This window comes from Agrobacterium tumefaciens (genome assembly GCF_005221385.1).
GTDB classification, from domain to species: Bacteria; Pseudomonadota; Alphaproteobacteria; order Rhizobiales; family Rhizobiaceae; genus Agrobacterium; species Agrobacterium tomkonis.
Map to the genome: position 1 here is coordinate 1,567,118 of NZ_CP039903.1, position 16,461 is coordinate 1,583,578.

The 16,461-nt window shown below is 58.9% G+C and carries 17 protein-coding genes and 3 tRNA genes; 8 read left to right on the plus strand and 12 right to left on the minus strand.

Annotated elements, in window-relative coordinates:
- Positions 1–21: 21 nt before the first annotated feature.
- The 4 genes from CFBP6623_RS07820 to pcsA all read right to left on the minus strand — a co-directional run bounded on the left by CFBP6623_RS07820 (position 22) and on the right by pcsA (position 4,519).
- A complete protein-coding gene (locus tag CFBP6623_RS07820) occupies positions 22–942 on the minus strand; it encodes an ABC transporter permease (RefSeq protein ID WP_052819852.1) in 921 nt (306 codons plus the stop codon).
- A complete protein-coding gene (locus CFBP6623_RS07825; RefSeq protein WP_046798265.1) occupies positions 942–2,033 on the minus strand; it encodes an ABC transporter permease in 1,092 nt (363 codons plus the stop codon). Before CFBP6623_RS07825 ends, CFBP6623_RS07820 begins: the two co-directional genes overlap by 1 nt.
- On the minus strand, positions 2,023–3,582 hold the full coding sequence (locus CFBP6623_RS07830) for an ABC transporter ATP-binding protein (protein ID WP_046798453.1): 1,560 nt from the start codon (positions 3,580–3,582) through the stop codon (positions 2,023–2,025). The genes CFBP6623_RS07825 and CFBP6623_RS07830 overlap by 11 nt, the downstream gene beginning before the upstream one ends.
- A gap of 211 nt (positions 3,583–3,793) precedes the next feature.
- The gene (pcsA, locus tag CFBP6623_RS07835) at positions 3,794–4,519 is read right to left on the minus strand and encodes a phosphatidylcholine synthase (RefSeq protein ID WP_046798452.1); all 726 of its coding nucleotides are present in this window, start codon (positions 4,517–4,519) and stop codon (positions 3,794–3,796) included.
- A gap of 209 nt (positions 4,520–4,728) precedes the next feature.
- Between pcsA and CFBP6623_RS07840 the strand changes: the two genes are divergently transcribed.
- Positions 4,729–5,937 carry a UbiH/UbiF family hydroxylase gene (locus tag CFBP6623_RS07840; protein ID WP_046798264.1) on the plus strand — a complete coding sequence of 403 codons (1,209 nt, stop codon included), beginning with the start codon at positions 4,729–4,731 and terminating at the stop codon, positions 5,935–5,937.
- Here the strand turns inward: CFBP6623_RS07840 and CFBP6623_RS07845 are convergent.
- Together CFBP6623_RS07845 and CFBP6623_RS07850 are read right to left on the minus strand one after the other, a co-directional pair.
- Entirely contained in the window at positions 5,921–6,859 is a 939-nt protein-coding gene (locus tag CFBP6623_RS07845; RefSeq protein WP_046798263.1) for an AEC family transporter, read from the minus strand. The two genes, CFBP6623_RS07840 and CFBP6623_RS07845, sit on opposite strands and share 17 nt — an antisense overlap.
- A gap of 34 nt (positions 6,860–6,893) precedes the next feature.
- Positions 6,894–7,640 carry a cytochrome c biogenesis CcdA family protein gene (locus CFBP6623_RS07850; RefSeq protein ID WP_062653921.1) on the minus strand — a complete coding sequence of 249 codons (747 nt, stop codon included), beginning with the start codon at positions 7,638–7,640 and terminating at the stop codon, positions 6,894–6,896.
- A 281-nt stretch (positions 7,641–7,921) separates the two neighbouring features.
- Here CFBP6623_RS07850 and CFBP6623_RS07855 point away from each other — a divergent pair.
- Positions 7,922–7,997, plus strand: a tRNA-Lys gene (locus tag CFBP6623_RS07855).
- A gap of 195 nt (positions 7,998–8,192) precedes the next feature.
- Here the strand turns inward: CFBP6623_RS07855 and CFBP6623_RS07860 are convergent.
- From CFBP6623_RS07860 to CFBP6623_RS07870, 3 genes are all read right to left on the minus strand, one after another.
- A complete protein-coding gene (locus CFBP6623_RS07860) occupies positions 8,193–8,936 on the minus strand; it encodes a glycosyltransferase family 25 protein (RefSeq protein ID WP_046798262.1) in 744 nt (247 codons plus the stop codon).
- A gap of 160 nt (positions 8,937–9,096) precedes the next feature.
- Complete coding sequence (locus tag CFBP6623_RS07865) at positions 9,097–10,353, minus strand: YcbK family protein (RefSeq protein ID WP_046798261.1); 1,257 nt, start codon at positions 10,351–10,353, stop codon at positions 9,097–9,099.
- 158 nt (positions 10,354–10,511) lie between these two features.
- A complete protein-coding gene (locus CFBP6623_RS07870) occupies positions 10,512–10,952 on the minus strand; it encodes a VOC family protein (protein WP_046798260.1) in 441 nt (146 codons plus the stop codon).
- Between the two features lie 192 nt (positions 10,953–11,144).
- Between CFBP6623_RS07870 and CFBP6623_RS07875 the strand changes: the two genes are divergently transcribed.
- Positions 11,145–11,723, plus strand: a complete 579-nt coding sequence (locus CFBP6623_RS07875; protein ID WP_046798259.1) for a cold-shock protein — start codon at positions 11,145–11,147, stop codon at positions 11,721–11,723.
- Positions 11,723–12,205 (plus strand): DUF192 domain-containing protein, encoded by a 483-nt coding sequence (locus CFBP6623_RS07880; RefSeq protein WP_046798258.1) that lies wholly within the window; start codon positions 11,723–11,725, stop codon positions 12,203–12,205. Before CFBP6623_RS07875 ends, CFBP6623_RS07880 begins: the two co-directional genes overlap by 1 nt.
- A 61-nt stretch (positions 12,206–12,266) precedes the next feature.
- Here CFBP6623_RS07880 and CFBP6623_RS07885 read toward each other — a convergent pair whose 3' ends face one another.
- Positions 12,267–12,515: a BON domain-containing protein gene (locus CFBP6623_RS07885; RefSeq protein ID WP_046798257.1), complete on the minus strand. Its 249-nt coding sequence runs from the start codon at positions 12,513–12,515 to the stop codon at positions 12,267–12,269.
- Positions 12,516–12,726: 211 nt separating this feature from the next.
- Here CFBP6623_RS07885 and CFBP6623_RS07890 point away from each other — a divergent pair, with 211 nt between their 5' ends.
- Positions 12,727–12,996 carry a DUF982 domain-containing protein gene (locus CFBP6623_RS07890; RefSeq protein ID WP_035224285.1) on the plus strand — a complete coding sequence of 90 codons (270 nt, stop codon included), beginning with the start codon at positions 12,727–12,729 and terminating at the stop codon, positions 12,994–12,996.
- A 217-nt stretch (positions 12,997–13,213) separates the two neighbouring features.
- The gene (locus tag CFBP6623_RS07895; RefSeq protein ID WP_046798450.1) at positions 13,214–14,356 is read left to right on the plus strand and encodes a ceramide glucosyltransferase; all 1,143 of its coding nucleotides are present in this window, start codon (positions 13,214–13,216) and stop codon (positions 14,354–14,356) included.
- Between the two features lie 53 nt (positions 14,357–14,409).
- On the opposite strand, the gene CFBP6623_RS07900 is transcribed toward CFBP6623_RS07895, so the two are convergent.
- Positions 14,410–14,486 (minus strand) — tRNA-Pro (locus CFBP6623_RS07900).
- 267 nt (positions 14,487–14,753) lie between these two features.
- Here CFBP6623_RS07900 and CFBP6623_RS07905 point away from each other — a divergent pair.
- Both CFBP6623_RS07905 and CFBP6623_RS07910 read left to right on the plus strand, forming a co-directional pair.
- Positions 14,754–15,059, plus strand: a complete 306-nt coding sequence (locus CFBP6623_RS07905; RefSeq protein WP_010971882.1) for an ETC complex I subunit — start codon at positions 14,754–14,756, stop codon at positions 15,057–15,059.
- 48 nt (positions 15,060–15,107) lie between these two features.
- Positions 15,108–15,184 (plus strand) — tRNA-Arg (locus CFBP6623_RS07910).
- Positions 15,185–15,456: 272 nt separating this feature from the next.
- Here the strand turns inward: CFBP6623_RS07910 and CFBP6623_RS07915 are convergent.
- Positions 15,457–16,290 (minus strand): alpha/beta fold hydrolase, encoded by an 834-nt coding sequence (locus CFBP6623_RS07915; protein WP_080842024.1) that lies wholly within the window; start codon positions 16,288–16,290, stop codon positions 15,457–15,459.
- Positions 16,291–16,461: the final 171 nt, after the last annotated feature.

Below are 16,461 nucleotides of genomic sequence, written 5' to 3' on the forward strand. Positions count from 1 at the left end.
TACACTTTTCGGTCCGATGCTCTACCTGTCCGGCACGAAGGATTTGCCCAGCGATGCCGGTGTGTTGATCAAGGTCGTGCGGCGATTATGCGAGATGATGACCAGCACGACAATAGTTGCGAGATAAGGCATCGCCGAAAGCAGCTGCGACGGCACGCCGATACCGAATGCCTGCGCATGCAACTGGCCGATGGTGACCGCGCCGAACAGATAACCGCCCGCCAGCAGGCGCCATGGACGCCAGGAGGCGAAGACAACAAGCGCCAGGGCAATCCAGCCGCGCCCAGCCGACATGTTTTCCACCCATTGCGGCGTATAGACCAGCGACAGCTGTGCGCCCGCAAGACCGGCGCAGGCGCCGCCGAACATGACCGCCAGATACCGCGTACGGATGACGTTGATGCCAAGCGCATGGGCCGAAGCGTGATTGTCACCGATGGCGCGGATTTTCAGGCCCGTGCGGCTTTTGAACAGGAACCAGCTGATGCCGAAGACCAGCGCGATGGACATGTAGAAGATCAGATCCTGCCGGAACAGCAGCGGACCGAAAAAGGGAATCTCCGACAAAACCGGAAAGACGATGGGCTGTAGCTTGATGCCCGGCAGGCCGACGAAACTCTCACCCAGCATGCCGGAGACGCCGAGGCCGAGAATGGTGAGGGCAAGACCCGTCGCCACCTGGTTGGTGACAAGCGTCAGCGTCAGGAAGCCGAACAGCAGCGAAAACACCGCACCGGAGGCGATACCAGCCAGAATGCCGAGATAGGGAGAGCCGGTCATATGCGTGGCGGCGAAGGCGCAGACCGCGCCCATGATCATCATGCCCTCAACGCCGAGATTGAGCACACCCGAACGCTCCGCCACAAGCTCGCCCGAAGCGGCGATGACGAGCGGGGTGGCGGCGGTGATGACGGTGAGAAGAATGGCCTGAAGCATATCCATCATGCCGCTCCTTCTTTACGATGTGTCTTGCCGGCAAAAACGACCCGGATGCGATAGAAGATCAGCGTATCGCAGGACAATACGAAGAACAGCATCAACCCCTGAAACACCCGCGTCACCTTGTCGGAGACGCCGATCGAAAGCTGCGCCGCCTCGCCGCCGAGATAGGTCAGCGCCAGCACCAGCCCGGAAAGGATGATGCCAAGCGGATTGAGGCGGCCGAGAAAGGCGACGATGATGGCGGTGAAACCGTAACCCGGCGAAATGCTGGGCTGGAGATGGCCGATGGAACCGGAAGCTTCCGAAATACCCGCAAGCCCCGCCAGCGCACCGGAGAGCAACAAAGAAAACCACACCATGCGGCTGGAGGAGAAACCGGCGAAGCGCCCTGCCCGCGCCGATTGACCAAGCACGGTAACTTCAAAGCCTTTCAGCATGTAGCGCATCATGAACCACAGCGCGACGGCCGCGACGATGGCGAAAACGAAGCCCCAATGCGCCCGACCCGAGGCCAGCATTTCCGGCAAAACGGCGCTGTCGTTGAATGGCTTTGTCTGCGGGAAGTTGTAACCACCGGGATCGCGCCAGATACCGCGCGTCAGCCAGTCGAGGAAAAGCTGCGCGACATAGACCAGCATCAGGCTGACGAGGATTTCATTGGTGTTGAACTTCGTTTTCAACAGCGCCGGAATACCCGCATAAAGCGCGCCGCCGATTGCGCCCATCACCATCATCAGCGGCAGGATGAGCGGCGAATGCCAGTCCGGATAAAGCACCGGCAGGATGGAACCAGTGATCGCGCCGATGGTGAATTGCCCCTCCGCGCCGATATTCCAGTTATTTGAGCGATAACAGATCGACAGGCCGACGCCGATCAGGATCAGCGGTGCGGCCTTGATCGCCAGCTCGTGCAGCGACCAGACCTCCAGCAGCGGCTCGACGAAAAAGGCGTAAAGCGCGTGAGCCGGATTTTTGCCGAGCATGGCGAACATGACAGCGCCGACAAGCAGCGTCAGCACCAGCGCCAGAAGCGGCGACAGCAGGGTGAAAAGCCGGGAGACCCCTGCGCGTTTTTCAAGCTCAATGCGCATGCTGGGCGGCTCCCGAATGTGACGTATGGATGCCACCCATCAACAGACCGATCTTTTCAAGCGTCATCTCTTCCACCGGATGGGCCTCGGAGAGCTTGCCGTCGGAAATGACCGCGATATTGGTGGCGACCTCGAAGATTTCATCGAGATCCTGGCTGATGACGATGACGGCCGAGCCGGCCTTGGCAAGATCGACCAGCGCCTGGCGAATGCGGCTTGCGGCACCGGCATCCACGCCCCAGGTCGGCTGGTTGACCACCAGCACGGCGGGTTGACGGTCAAGCTCGCGCCCGACGATGAATTTTTGCAGGTTGCCGCCGGAAAGCGATCCGGCCAGCGGATCGGCCCCGCTCTTGCGCACATCCATGGTTTCCGAAATGCGCCGCGCCGCCGCCCTGATGGCCGACCCCCTGACGATGCGCAGGAAACCGCCGGTCAGAAACGCCTTGCGATCGGAACGCGCCCGCGCCAGCAGAAGATTGTCGGAAAGGCTCATGCCGGGAACGGCGGCATGGCCGTGGCGCTCTTCCGGCACGAAACCCGCGCCCATCAGCCGGCGGCCATTAATACCGGTGCGGCCAACCGGCTTGCCGCGCAGATGGATGGCGTCATTATTATAGACGGGATATTCGCCCGAAAGCGCATCGAACAGTTCGCCCTGCCCGTTGCCGGCCACACCGGCAATCGCCAGCACCTCGCCTGCACGCACATTCATGGAAATCGATTTCAAGGCCACGGCAAAAGGCGTGCGCGGCGCGACCGAAAGCGCCATGACCTCTATCTGCGGCACGCCGAGCGCTTCGCCCGTTGACCGCGAAACGCTTGCGACATCGCTGCCGACCATCATGCGCGCCAGAGATGCCGGCGTTTCCTTGCGCGGATCGCACGCACCCGTCACCTTGCCGTGACGCAGGACGGTGGCGCGATCACAGATGCGCTGCACCTCTTCCAGACGGTGGCTGATATAAAGCACCGAACGGCCTTCGGCCTTCAGCTTTTCCAGCGTCTCGAACAGCTTGTCGGCCTCCTGCGGCGTCAGCACCGAGGTCGGTTCGTCGAGAATGATGAGGCGCGGGTTCTGCAACAGCGCGCGCACGATCTCGATCCGCTGACGCTCGCCAACCGAAAGATCGGCCACATGCGCATTGGGATCGAGCGGCAGGCCATAGGCGCGCGACAGCGTTTCGGCTTCCTTGGCGATTTCCTTCAGAGAGATTTTCGGGTCAAGCGACAGGGCGATGTTTTCAGCAACCGTCAGCGCCTCGAACAGCGAGAAATGCTGGAACACCATGCCGATACCGAGCCTGCGGGCTTCGCTTGGCGAACCTACGGAAACTGGCTGGCCCTGCCAGATGATGTCGCCTTCCGTCGGCGCAAGGACGCCGAACAGCATCTTGACGAGCGTGGACTTGCCGGCGCCGTTTTCACCCAGAAGCGCATGGATTTCGCCCGGCGCAATATCGAGATCGATGCCGTTGCAGGCGGCGAAATTGCCGAACAGCTTTGTCAGCTTGCGAACGGACAGAAGAGGCATGGCCTCTGGCGCCAGATTTCCAGTCACGGATCCCCTCTTTCACCGGCTGTCCATGCTTTCTTTGAAGCATTTCAACAACCGTGGTCATTGTTCCCAATCCGGTGGCAATGCGTATGCAATGCTACGGGACCATGATTTATTGATAACCGTTTTGCTGCTGCGCACAACCGAAAAAGAAACTGCTTAAATGCAATTTGCACAAGCAATAAACGGCTTTAGATTTTTCTTACTTCGCGCCGAGCGAGGGGAAGAACTGCAAGATTCCACCGATGCAATAAAGATAGATGCCGCTCGCCACGAATGCGATCACTGCCCATGTCGGCGTTTCAAAATGCATCAGCAGCGCATAACCGCCAAGCGCACACCAGACGAACACGACGGCCAGATTGAGCGGCCGCAACCTCTTAACCCGCACCGGATGCAGGAAGTTGATCGGCAGGAATGTCAGGAACACCGAGACGGTGACGACTGTCATGGCCGTGGTTGCGCTTGCATCCATGACGAACAGCGTGAAAACAACCATGTTCCACACCACCGGGAATCCCGAGAAGAAATATTCGTCCGTCTTCATGCCCATATCGGCATAATAGATGGCACTCGAGACCACGATCATGCCAGCCGCCACGAAGGATAACGGCTCGCCGATCATGCCGCTCTGGTAAAGCGCAAAGGCTGGCAGAAGCACATAGGTGACGTAGTCGATGATATTGTCGAGCGTATCGCCGGACCAGTTGGGCAGAACTTCCTTCACCCGCACCTTGCGGGCGATGGGTCCATCGATACCATCGACCAGAAGCGCAAGCCCCAGCCACCAGAACATATCGACAAAACGATGCTCGGCAGCGGCGACGACGCCGAGAAAAGCCAGAAACGAACCGGATGCCGTGAGCATATGCACGGAAAAGGCGCGGATTTCCGCGTAGGGAACACGCTTGTAGTTGAAAATTTTCATGGTCAGCGTCTGCGCCCCGCTTTTCATCCGCCCTGTTCATTCCGGTATGCGGCCATTCACCACGCTTTGCAACCGGCTCAATCCGCTTATCCTAAGACTAATATAGTGGCGCAACCAACGAATGTTTGCGCCCGGATGTTCCGGCGTCCAAGTGGATTTACCTGCGCAAAGCCTCTATGATGCTGTGGAAATAACAACGGATCAGGACCATGAGACACTTCGATATCGCCATAACAGGTGCGGGACTTGCGGGCCAGATTGCCGCTATTGCGCTCGCCCGGGCCGGCCGCCACGTGGCGCTTGTTGCTCCTTCAAGCGACAGGAAGGATCAGCGCACCACCGCGCTGATGGATCAGTCCATCCGGTTCATGGACCGCCTCGGCCTTTGGTCACGCATCGCGCCTGCCGCCGCGCGCCTTTCCACCATGCAGATCATCGACGGCACCGACCGCCTGCTGCGCGCGCCGACGGTGCAGTTCCGCTCCTCCGAAATCGGGCTTGATGCTTTCGGCTGGAATATTCCCAATGAGGCGCTGCTAGGCGTTCTCGCAGAGGCGGTCGAGCAGGAACACAATATTACTCGCCTCGATACCTCGGCGGAAACGATCGACATCGGTAACGACCGCATAACGGTGACGCTGGCGAATGGCGAAACACTATCGGCCGATTTTCTGATCGGCGCGGATGGCAGGAAATCGATGGTGCGGGATGCGGCCGGTATCGGTGTCAAATCCTGGTCCTACCCGCAGACAGCCGTCGTCCTGAATTTCGGCCACAGCCGGCCGCACGGCAACGTCTCGACGGAATTCCACACGCCCACCGGGCCTTTCACCCAGGTTCCCCTGCCCGGCAACCGTTCCAGCCTCGTCTGGGTCGTCACGCCACAGCAGGCCGAGGAACTGACGGCGCTGCCGCTGGAAGCCCTGAGCCTGAAGGTCGAGGAACGCATGCAATCCATGCTCGGCGCGGTTACCGTCGAAAACAGCGTCCAGGCATGGCCGCTGTCTTCCATGACGGCGCACCGCTTCGGCAAGGGCCGCGTGGCGCTGATCGGCGAGGCGGCGCATGGTTTTCCACCCATCGGCGCGCAGGGACTGAACCTCAGCCTGCGCGACATCATCGTGCTGACGGAACTGCTGGGCGCCATCTCCGACCGGCCGATTGCCGCGGACGCCGGCAGCAGCTTCGACCGCAAACGGCGGGCGGATGTTTATAGCCGCACCCTGAGCGTCGATCTCCTGAACCGCTCGCTGCTTTCGGATTTCCTGCCGGTGCAGATGGCGCGCGCGGCGGGCCTGCATGTGCTCTCCGGCATCGGCACGCTCAGAAGCATGGTCATGCGCGAAGGCATCGAGCCGGGGCGCGGGCTGAAGGCCCTGCCCTCGCTGCTGTTCGGCAGCTTCAAAAAGGCTGGATGAAATACACCACGCCGGTCAGCGTGAAGACCGACAGCACCGTGGAGATCAGGATCGTCGCCGACGCCCGCTCCTGCCAGACATGATATTGCTGACCGATGACGAAGACATTCGTTGCGGTCGGTAGCGCAGCGAGCAGAACGGCGGAATAGATCCACACCGGCTCGAACCGCCCGAACGACGACAGGACCAGATAGGCGGCAAGAGGATGCAGGATCAGCTTTGCCGGCACGATGTAGCTGATTTCCACCGGCACCCGTTTCATTGGCCTAAGCGCCAGCGTCACGCCCATGGCAAACAGCGCGCAGGGGGCGGCCGATTGCGCCAGATAATCCACCAGCCGCTGCACCGCCTCCGGCGGCTGCCATGACAGCGAAGCGGCAAGAAATCCGGCAATTACCGAGACGATGAATGGATGAGTGATGACCTTGCGCGCCACATCCAGCGCAAGCCTCGCAGTCGATCGCTTGTCGCCCCCAGCCACCGCCATCATCGCCGGTGCGACGATGAAATGGGCAGCGTTTTCAAGGCAGACGATCAGCGCCACCGGCACTGCCGCCTTTTCGCCAAGCGCCAGCAGCGCAAGCCCCGGCCCCATGTAACCGATATTGCCGTAGCTTGCCGCGAAACTCTGGATCGTGGTTTCGGCGAAGCTGTTCTTGCGTATGAACCGGCCAATCAGGAACACCAGCAGAAAAATGCCATAGGTGCAGGCAAGGCTGGCGGCGACAAAATCCATCCGCGCCAGTTCCTCCACCGGGGTTTTCGACACCAGCTTGAAAAACAGCGCCGGCAGCGCCGCATAGATAATGAAGGTGTTCAGCCAGCCCATCGCCTCGACCGGCTGCTTCGTGATGCGCGCCGCGCCGTAACCGATGAAGATCAGGCCGAAAAACGGCAACAGCAATCCCACGATATCGGCCACGATCTTTCCCCCGCCTATAATCTCCGCGGGAGGCTTAACCGATTTTCATCAGGATCGGAAAGGTCTCCTGGAACCAGATCGCCACATTGGTGATAAAACCGGACATGAAAGCGATACCGGTCAGCACCAGAAGCACACCCATCACCTTTTCTACAAGACCGAGATGGCGGCGGAAACGCGCAAGGAAACGCATGAAGGAGCCGGAAAAAGCTGCCGCAATCCAGAACGGCACCGCAAGACCGAGTGAATAGACGGCAAGCAGCATTGCACCGTCACCCACCGTGTCACGCGCGGCGGCAACGCCGAGAATGGCGCCCAGAACCGGGCCGATGCAGGGCGTCCAGCCAAAAGCGAAGGCAAGGCCCATGACATAAGCCCCGGAAAGCGTGGCGGGTTTGCCCGCCCCCTGAAACCGCGCCTCACGCGAAAACAGGCCGATACGGAAAACGCCGAGAAAATTCAGGCCCATGAGGATAATGATGAAACCGCCGATCTTGGCGAGAATATCGATATTCTGCCGCAGCAACGTGCCGATCGTCGAGGCGCCTGCCCCCAGCGCCACGAAAACAGTGGCGAAACCGAGGGTGAAGAAGAAAGCCGAAAACATCACGGCTCTGCGAATCTCCGGCCGCGGCGCGGTCTCCTCCGTCTTGAACTGCTCGACGGAAACACCCGCCATATAACAGAGATAGGGCGGCACCAGCGGCAGCACACAGGGCGACAGAAACGAAAGAGCGCCGGCCAGGAGCGCGGTGAACAGGGAAATATCGGCAATCGACAAGAAGAACTCCGCATCCCGCAAAGCCGCCACGATTTTGAAGATTCGCGGGCACTTCACGCTTCATTTTCGCGCATGTCATTGCTGCAAAACGATTTCACCCGTTTGCGCGACACGCCTGAAGCCGGTTTTATCCCCAGCCGCCCCCTCTCTCCAATCACCTTTTTGGGGGTGCGACAAAAAAAACCAGATTGATTGTCGAAAGCGCTTTTTTTGGGTTGACCGAACGGATCGCTCTACATATGTTCCGCGCACTTCCGAAGGGCAAATCAGCCCCGACATGGGAGAGCGTAGCTCAGCCGGTAGAGCAACTGACTTTTAATCAGTAGGTCCAGGGTTCGAATCCCTGCGCTCTCACCACCTCAGATTTATTTTCCCAATAATTTACAAGAGTTTGTCGATACCGATAGCCAAGCGCCGTCGTGACTTGGAAATCTCCGCCAGCCGTTTCACGGCGCAGAAGTAACCGCGCTCGCCCCACCGTTCGTTTCCAATTCAGCCTCTGCGGCAAAACCCGATCATGCAGCCTGCGCGCAAACAGCCATGACAACCGCGCTAGCGATACGCATACACATACCGCGCAACATTGTCATAGAAGCTGGAGAGATAGGCCGGAATCCGTTTAATACGGGCGAACTTGCTGCCGCGATATTCGGCCCGGGTGCCGACCAGCGTGTCCGGGTCGCCGAACGGCAGGAAATCCTTATCGGTTACATAAACCTCAGTGCCGTAGCCCCAGCCGCATTCCAGGGCGCGGTCGAAAGGCAGCGTCATCACCCTTGCCGTTTTGAGAAAACGCGCCGCCCCGCCCCGCGAGATGATGTAGCAGGCGGATGATCCCTGCGGACCGTAGATGCAGCGCCCAAGTGTATCGCCAAGCGCGCTGGTTTTCCGGCCCTTGAAACCGCTGCGGCGGTGGTTGGTCAGTTTGACGATTGCATTTTCCGGCATTACCGCAACCGTTGCCTTGACCCGTTCCAAAAACTCGGGGGTGAAGGCGACGTCGTCCTCAACGATCACCGCCACCGGCGCATCGGTGGCAAGGAATATCTCCAGTGCCTTTATATGGCTGGCATAGCAGCCATATTCACCGGCGAGCGCATGGCGGCCGTTGCGTTGCTCGAAACCGCGCCGGTCGAAATCCGTCCATTTGGCGGGTGGAACAGTCTTGCCGTCGACGCCTTCCACCGGGCGCAGATCCAGCCCGAGGCCGGCAGCGCCCTCCAGCATCTTCTCAAGCCGCGCACGCGCCCGGGCAATGGAAATGATGTAGATGGGGAAAGTGGAAATCGGCAGCATTCAGAACACACCATGCGCATGAAGACGGGAGACCGTCTCCTACAGCAAGGCGCGTGCGACGTCCATTCGGACACCCAGAAGGCGCGATCTCGTCAGGTGGAATACAGGGATTTGCGGCAGCAGGCGGTTTCAGACCCGAAACACATGGGGCCGCTGGTTTTTACTTGCGCGCGGCTGTGCGACGGCAGCGCCAGTTCCAGTCTCTCGGCTCGCCCGTGTCCAAATGAACCGATTCGGTGTGGCAATAGGTGCCGACGCCACCGCGTTCAGGCAGGGAACGCAGATAGGTGGCAAGCTCCCATTTGGAGACGCCCTTGATCTGAATATCGGCGGCATCGCAGGTATAGTGCTTGGAACCCTGCCTCACGCCCTTTGGCGGACGATAGCCCGAAGTGACGATCGCCGGGCTGTTATAATGCCGCTCGATGTCCTTGATCATGCGGACCAGTTCCGGCTTGAAGCAGCCAACCTCGACGCGATCCGTCTGCAGGAAAAGACCGTTCGGGGAAACACGGGTCAGGCCGGAAAGCGACGCCAGCTTCATGAGGCCGGTCGGTTCGTCATCCTCATCTTCGAGATGCGCATCGTCGAATTCCTCAGACATCATCGAGCGACCCGAAAGCGCAATACCCATCGTTCGGTCCGTTGCGCCCGATAGCGCCGCAACCTCGGTATTTGCAGCGGTACCATTCTCGATCATTTTCGGCAGCCGTTTTTTGGCGGCTCCGGCGAAAAATGCCGCAAGCGTTACGCCTGTGCCTTCGCTTTCCTGTTTCTCACCTGCTTCCTGTTTCTCACCTGCGGGCACCACGTTTGTCGCGGGTTGCGCAGCGGCGGCGGCTGCAAGCTGTTGCGGCGCGGGTGTGGGAACAGGCTGGCGGTTTTCGCTGTGCTGTTCCGGCACCGGAACTGGCGCGGAAACAGGCTGCGGCTGGAGTTGCGGCTGCGCCGGCGCTGAATAAACGCTGCTGACGGCGGGAATGATCTTCTGCGATGGGGCGGCGACGGAACCGTCTGCCGCTACGGAAGGGGTTGCCGCACGGGCGGTGGAATAGATGCTGGATGTGCCGGCGGAAATTGCTGTTGGCTGCGTCGTCAGCCCGCCAATATCGGCGGCGGCACCATAACCCTGCGCCGGGCCACCCGGCGCCTGCGGCTGAGCCGGCACGGCGCCACCGGACGCCGATGCAACGGCAGGGTCCACATAATGCCCCGGCCGAGCGCCAGCCGCAGTCGCGGCGACGGCCGCTGCGGCCGTCTGCGACGGTTGTTGCGCGGCAATTTCCGGCTTCTTGGTATTGGCGGCCATCTCATCATCCGTCACCGCCGAAACACAGCCGGAAAGCCCGAGCAACGAAACCGCAATAACGAGACGCTGACAGGAAACGCGTCCTTTCGCGCCCTCGACAGTTTTCATGAGTGGCCTCCGTATCTTGCATTTCCAACAGCAGCACGGGAACGGAATCGTGTGCTTTCCCAAAACGGAACGGGCCGTTTTGATTCGCGGAATATGCCTCATCCCATCAGGATAAGGCAAGAGCGCCCGAAAACGCCGCTGTTGGCCGGGAAAATCCCTTACCAGGAACCGGTATTCTGCATAGATATCCACGGTTCGGCTGGTGCGAGGCTTTCGCCCTTCTGCAGAATCTCGAAAGAAATACCGTCAGGCGAACGGACGAAGGCCATGTGCCCATCACGCGGCGGCCGGTTGATCACGATGCCATTCTGCTGGAGCCTGGCGCAGAAGTCGTAGATATTGTCGACCTCGTAAGCCAGATGGCCGAAATTGCGGCCGCCGGTGTAATCCTCGGTATCCCAATTATACGTGAGTTCGAGGCTCGGCGCCTTTTTTTCCCTGGCCACAGCAATGTCATCACGCGCAGCAAGAAAAACCAGAGTGAATCGGCCTTTTTCGTTTTCGATTCGGCGTATTTCCTCGAGACCCATGAGGTCGCAATAGAATTTCATTGATTCGCCAAGGTCTTTGACACGAACCATTGTGTGCAGATACCGCATTTTCTTCCTCTCCAATACACGGGTCCGGAGCCGTTAAACGCATGATCGCAAGCCCCGGACAAGGACGGCGACATAAAAGCAGCTGCGCAAATCAAAAACTAGGGCTTGCGTGGAACCGTTACCAAGATGTTAATCTGGTACACAGGAATCAGTTGACCGGTGTATGGCGCGTAATCGAGGGGTTGGCAGGATATGGCTGATAGGATGTCATCGAAAACGATAGTCGATGTCGAGGACCTTTCGGGCGATGCCGTGGACCTGACCGAAATTACCGGCGTCGTGAAATGGTTCGACGTCGCCAAGGGTTTCGGCTTCATCGTGCCCGATAACGGCACGCAGGATGTGCTGCTGCACGTCTCCTGCCTGCGCCGGGACGGATACCAGACCATTCTCGAAGGCACCCGCATCGTCGCCCTCATCCAGCGTCGTGACCGCGGCTTCCAGGCTTTTCGCATCCTGTCGATGGATCAATCGACCGCCGTTCACCCCTCGCAGCTGCCGCCGGTGCGCACCCATGTGCAGGTCACACCCTCAAGCGGGCTGGAGCGCGCCATCGTCAAGTGGTTCAACCGCACCAAGGGTTTCGGCTTCCTGACGCGTGGCGAAGGAACGGAAGACATTTTTGTGCATATGGAAACGCTGCGTCGTTTCGGCCTGACGGAACTGCGCCCGGGCCAGGTGGTGCTGGTGCGTTTCGGCGATGGCGACAAGGGTTTGATGGCGGCTGAAATTCACCCCGACAACCCGGTCTCAGTCGGGATGTCGCACTGATGGCCGGCCTGTTGCCTAAAATAATGAAGAGCGCCGTTATGGCGCTTCTTTTTTTCTCGCTCGCAGGCATTGTTCAGGCTCAGCAACAGACCTTCACGTCCGAGCCACTGACGATCGAAACCGCCTCAGGAAAAAACCACGATTTCACGGCGGAGCTGGCCCTTAGCAATGCCCAGCGCGAACAGGGGCTGATGTTCCGCAAAGCCATGCCGCTTGAAAGCGGCATGTTGTTCGATTTCGGCCAGGAACGCGACGTGGCCATGTGGATGCGCAACACGCTCATCCCGCTCGACATGCTGTTCATCGCCCGCGACGGGCGTATCACCCATATTCACGAAAACGCAGTTCCGCATTCGGAAGCGATCATCAGCTCCCGTGGTCCGGTTAAATTTGTGCTTGAACTGAATGGCGGCACCGCAAAACGTTATGGCATCAAGCCGGGCGATGTTGTCCGCAGTGGGCAAATCGGCAACCGGAAATAATGTTGCCGCGTTATTGCATCTGAATAGTGCCGGACGATGTTTCGCCCGGCTGGTGCAATGCTCAGTAAACCGGCTCGATATGGCTCAGAATCCGGCAATTGGAGATCGAAGCGGCAAGGTTGATGGCAATATCGATCGCTTCGACCGAATCAGCCGTGCCTTCCAGATAGATCACGTCGTTTTCAACGCTTGCCGAAATACGCGACTTTTCGAGACCTGATTCGAAGGCCAGAGCCGAGGTGATCGCCTGGCAAACACCCGCCATGCGGTCTCCGAAGAAGCTTTCCTGAATGCCTGACAAATTGAACATGTGGGTTCTCCTTCTTATGGACATTACAACGCGCCAGTAGCGGTTTTGTTCATCTCCGGTTCATCATTCCATTCATCTTCCATTCATCTTGGAAAATTGGAACCCCCCAATCGATCACATTTTAGGTGATCGGGAACCATTTCGTGAGGCGGGCATTACGCGCATGGGAATGAAAACCGCCATGAAGGCGCGGAAAACAGGGAGGAATGACATGCTGATTAACAGAACGGAGCCGTGTCACCATGCCTCGTGGATGAAGCCCGTTGCCATCCACCTGCCGCTGTGCGTAGCCGTGGAAATCTACAGCCCGCTGGTGGCGCTGGACATGCTGATGTACCGCTGGCCGGAAGAACATGGGCCGGAATATGAAGAAGCCCGCAGAAACTGCCTCGATGCGATCGCCGGCAGGTGCGACATCGAAAAAGCCCGGGAATCGTTTCTCGTCGCAAGCAGTCACGCACATATTCTGAACATCCACTAAAGTTCATGCCATGGTGACGATTGGGCCCTTCTCCGCGAAGGGCTTTTCTTTGCGGCACGCCAGATGCTTGAGCGCCGTTTCCCGCACCACATAGCCTGCCCGCACTGCCGATGATGACATGTAACTGTCACCTAAACGTTATAATCGGCAAAGACGAATTCCATGGAATCGGTTGGCGGGGTGAACCGCCGGAAGCTAGGGAGTGGAACTGGCCAGCATGGAAACTGTCTTTGCCCTTTGCGCAATTCTGCTGCTTGCCTTCAATCTTCTCGGCATTGTTCTCGCCGGCTGGCGCCTGAGGCGGCGCGACACGGAAAACGCGCTTGTGCGACAAAAGCCGCCTGTCTCGATCGTGGTGCCCCTGCGCGGCGTGGAAAACTTCACGTCGCTGACGCTGTCGCGGGCATTTGAACTCGACTGGCCGGATTATGAATTGCTGTTCTGCGTTGCCGATGAATTCGATCCGGTGATTGACGAGGTGCGCCGGACGAGCGCCGCCTTCCCGGCGATCCCGGCGCAGGTGCTCCTCGGCGACGACCGTATCAGCGCCAATCCGAAGCTGAACAATTGCGTCAAGGGCTGGCGCGCCGCCCGGCATGAATGGGTCATCCTTGCCGATTCGAACGTGCTGATGCCGAAATCCTATATTGCGACCATGATGTCGGCCTGGCGGCCGGATAGCGGGCTGGTCTGCTCGCCGCCCCTCGGCTCACGTCCGGCGGGCTTCTGGGCGCATGTGGAATGCGCCTTCCTCAACGGTTCGCAGGGCCGTTGGCAATATGCCGCGGAAGCGATCGGCATCGGTTTCGCACAGGGCAAGTCGATGTTGTGGAACAAGCCCTTCCTGGAAGACCACGGCGGCATCCGGGCACTCGCCGCCGAAATCGCCGAAGACGCCGCCTCGACCAAACTGGTCCGAAACGCCGGCCGCAAGGTGCATCTGGTCTCGCCGCCTTTCGAACAGCCGCTCGGCCAGCGCCACCCCAGTGAAATCTGGTCGCGCCAGACCCGCTGGGCGCGACTGAGGCGTGTGACCTTCCCGCAATATTTCGCACCGGAAATCCTGACCGGCGCGCTTCCCCCGCTCCTCCTTGCGCTCGCTGCCGCTGCGATGATGGACATGAACCTCGCCATCACCGCTTTTGCCGTGCTTGCCATCATGTATGTCCCGGAACTGCTGCTCGCAGCCCTCAACCGCTGGCCGCTATCCCTCCATACGCTGCCTGCCATGATCGCCCGGGATATGATCATGCCCGTCGTCTGGGCCCGCAGCTGGATCGGCAGCGCAGTGGCCTGGCGCGGCAATGTCATGACAATCGGCACGGCCGAAAGCACATTGGCCGGGCCATCCACAGAATGAACAGACGCTTATTTGAAGGGGTTACGCCGTAAAGCTGATGTTTTGCTTTAAAATGGTCGGAGTGGAGAGATTCGAACTCCCGACCCTCTGGTCCCAAACCAGATGCGCTACCAGACTGCGCTACACTCCGCCGAGGCGATGGCTGGGGAATACACGGTTCACCTGAAGTCCGCAACAGGGAAATTCATCTTTGTTCAGCCATTGTCTCGATCAACAGAGCGCGGTGCTGACGTGGGAAGATCGCCAGGGGAAAGCGAGGGGATAATCATCTTGACTCTCACGGGAAGTCAGTCCATTCCAAATTCAACGTTCCTGACACGATTTGGTTATTCTATTCAGGTACGTGAAGAATAATCCGGGGTGCCATGCCCCGCCGCCCAACCGGAGCAGTTTCGACATGTCTGCGAAGATTTACCGCCCTGCAAAAACCGCCATGCAATCCGGCACGGCGAAGACCAATGTCTGGGTTCTGGAATTCGACGCCGAAGTTCCGCGCAAGATCGACCCGATCATGGGCTACACCTCCAGTTCCGACATGAAGCAGCAGGTCAAGCTGACATTCGAGACGCAGGAACAGGCCGAAGCCTATGCACAGCGCAAGGGCATCGAATACCGCGTCATTCTGCCGAAGGAAGCGACCCGCAAGGTGGTTTCCTACACCGACAATTTCCGTTTCAACCGCACCCAGCCCTGGACGCACTGAAACACGACGACCAAAGTTTTTGCCGGAGCATCGATTGCCCGGTGTGACGGCCCCTTAGCTCAACTGGATAGAGCAACTGCCTTCTAAGCAGTAGGTCGCAGGTTCGAGTCCTGCAGGGGTCGCCAAAAACCAATAAATTAGATATTTCCCTATCCATATTTTTCCGACTTGATTTCGCGGGTTTGGTTTGTCCCTGTGCTGACTGGTTGGGGCAACTCGCGGCGTTTGATTTGGGCATTTCCGGTTTTCCCCACCTTTAGCACCTAATTTCGGTTGGCGCATCGGCGGCGGCGGGTTCCCCGCGACGCGCGCATTTTCCTCTTGCGTGGCCTGTTTTTACCATTTCCGCACCGGATCAGGATCGCGCGGTCAGTTATGGACAGGTGGCGAGGCAAGGCTAAAGACCTTGACCTCGCCCTTTCAGAAAGCTGTCAAAGTGCAGTAGCACCTCATTGAATTTCTGGGTCTGCTCCCAATGTGGGGCATGACCGGCATTCTGGATACGGATCGGCTTTCCGCCCCAAACGTTCGCAAAATGGAGGCTGTCGATGTAGTCTAAATTGACGACTGCATCGTCCTCACCGTTTATGATCGCAAGAGGGATCGTCGACGTCTCAGCCGTGTGCCGCTGATTGCTGCCCTCCCCGGCAACGGCAGCTTCGATCATATATTGGCGAGCTAGGCCATCTGTTCGGCGAACGGCACCAAGAAAGAATTGATCATCAGATGCGCCGCGCCCCAAAGCGAGCTCGACAACCATGCCGATTTGCTGCTCGGTCAAGATTGCGCTCCCCGTATATGCCATCTCCGGGGTCGGCTTAAATCCGGCTTGCAGCCCATCAAGGTTGTTCGCGATTGGCGGGGTACCGAAAATCAAAGCGCCGTCGACAGAGGCCTCTCTTGCAAGCATTTCGAGGACGACATGGCCACCTAACGAGTGTCCGACGGCGACAAACCTATCGACGCTCAAGTCTTTCAAAGCTTCAAGCAGTGCGTCCGCGTAACCGGGAATGCTGTAGGTACGTCTAGGGTCGACTGCATTTCCAGAGGCACCATGTCCGGGAAGATCGAATGCTATGACACGTCGTAGGCCTACCAACGCCGAAATCTGTGGTTCGAACGACTCCTTGCAAACGGAGTTTGCGTGGATCATCACCACAGGGATACCTGTCCCTGCCGTATCGATAAAAGCGATAGACCCGTGGCTGGTTTCTATTACCTGGTTGGACATGCCACCCTGCCGAATCTGTTCGTCAGAAATCAACAGTTCCGAACGTGGCCGTCAAGCCACGCGGCCACACGCTCGGATATGCCTTCATCTTTTCGTTTGCACGTTGACTTTCAGGGTGAGGAAAGTGTGCAGATACGGACCGCATTTTGATGCTGGCCGAAGCAGGATGGT

Excerpts from the sequence above, each read along its gene's own strand:
- CFBP6623_RS07820 (WP_052819852.1), bottom strand. The coding sequence starts at position 942 with ATGGATATGCTTCAGGCCATTCTTCTCACCGTCATCACCGCCGCCACC.
- CFBP6623_RS07825 (WP_046798265.1), bottom strand. The coding sequence starts at position 2,033 with ATGCGCATTGAGCTTGAAAAACGCGCAGGGGTCTCCCGGCTTTTCACC.
- pcsA (WP_046798452.1), bottom strand. The coding sequence starts at position 4,519 with ATGAAAATTTTCAACTACAAGCGTGTTCCCTACGCGGAAATCCGCGCC.
- CFBP6623_RS07840 (WP_046798264.1), top strand. The coding sequence starts at position 4,729 with ATGAGACACTTCGATATCGCCATAACAGGTGCGGGACTTGCGGGCCAG.
- CFBP6623_RS07860 (WP_046798262.1), bottom strand. The coding sequence starts at position 8,936 with ATGCTGCCGATTTCCACTTTCCCCATCTACATCATTTCCATTGCCCGG.
- CFBP6623_RS07865 (WP_046798261.1), bottom strand. The coding sequence starts at position 10,353 with ATGAAAACTGTCGAGGGCGCGAAAGGACGCGTTTCCTGTCAGCGTCTC.
- CFBP6623_RS07870 (WP_046798260.1), bottom strand. The coding sequence starts at position 10,952 with ATGCGGTATCTGCACACAATGGTTCGTGTCAAAGACCTTGGCGAATCA.
- CFBP6623_RS07875 (WP_046798259.1), top strand. The coding sequence starts at position 11,145 with ATGGCTGATAGGATGTCATCGAAAACGATAGTCGATGTCGAGGACCTT.
- CFBP6623_RS07880 (WP_046798258.1), top strand. The coding sequence starts at position 11,723 with ATGGCCGGCCTGTTGCCTAAAATAATGAAGAGCGCCGTTATGGCGCTT.
- CFBP6623_RS07885 (WP_046798257.1), bottom strand. The coding sequence starts at position 12,515 with ATGTTCAATTTGTCAGGCATTCAGGAAAGCTTCTTCGGAGACCGCATG.
- CFBP6623_RS07890 (WP_035224285.1), top strand. The coding sequence starts at position 12,727 with ATGCTGATTAACAGAACGGAGCCGTGTCACCATGCCTCGTGGATGAAG.
- CFBP6623_RS07895 (WP_046798450.1), top strand. The coding sequence starts at position 13,214 with ATGGAAACTGTCTTTGCCCTTTGCGCAATTCTGCTGCTTGCCTTCAAT.
- CFBP6623_RS07905 (WP_010971882.1), top strand. The coding sequence starts at position 14,754 with ATGTCTGCGAAGATTTACCGCCCTGCAAAAACCGCCATGCAATCCGGC.
- CFBP6623_RS07915 (WP_080842024.1), bottom strand. The coding sequence starts at position 16,290 with ATGTCCAACCAGGTAATAGAAACCAGCCACGGGTCTATCGCTTTTATC.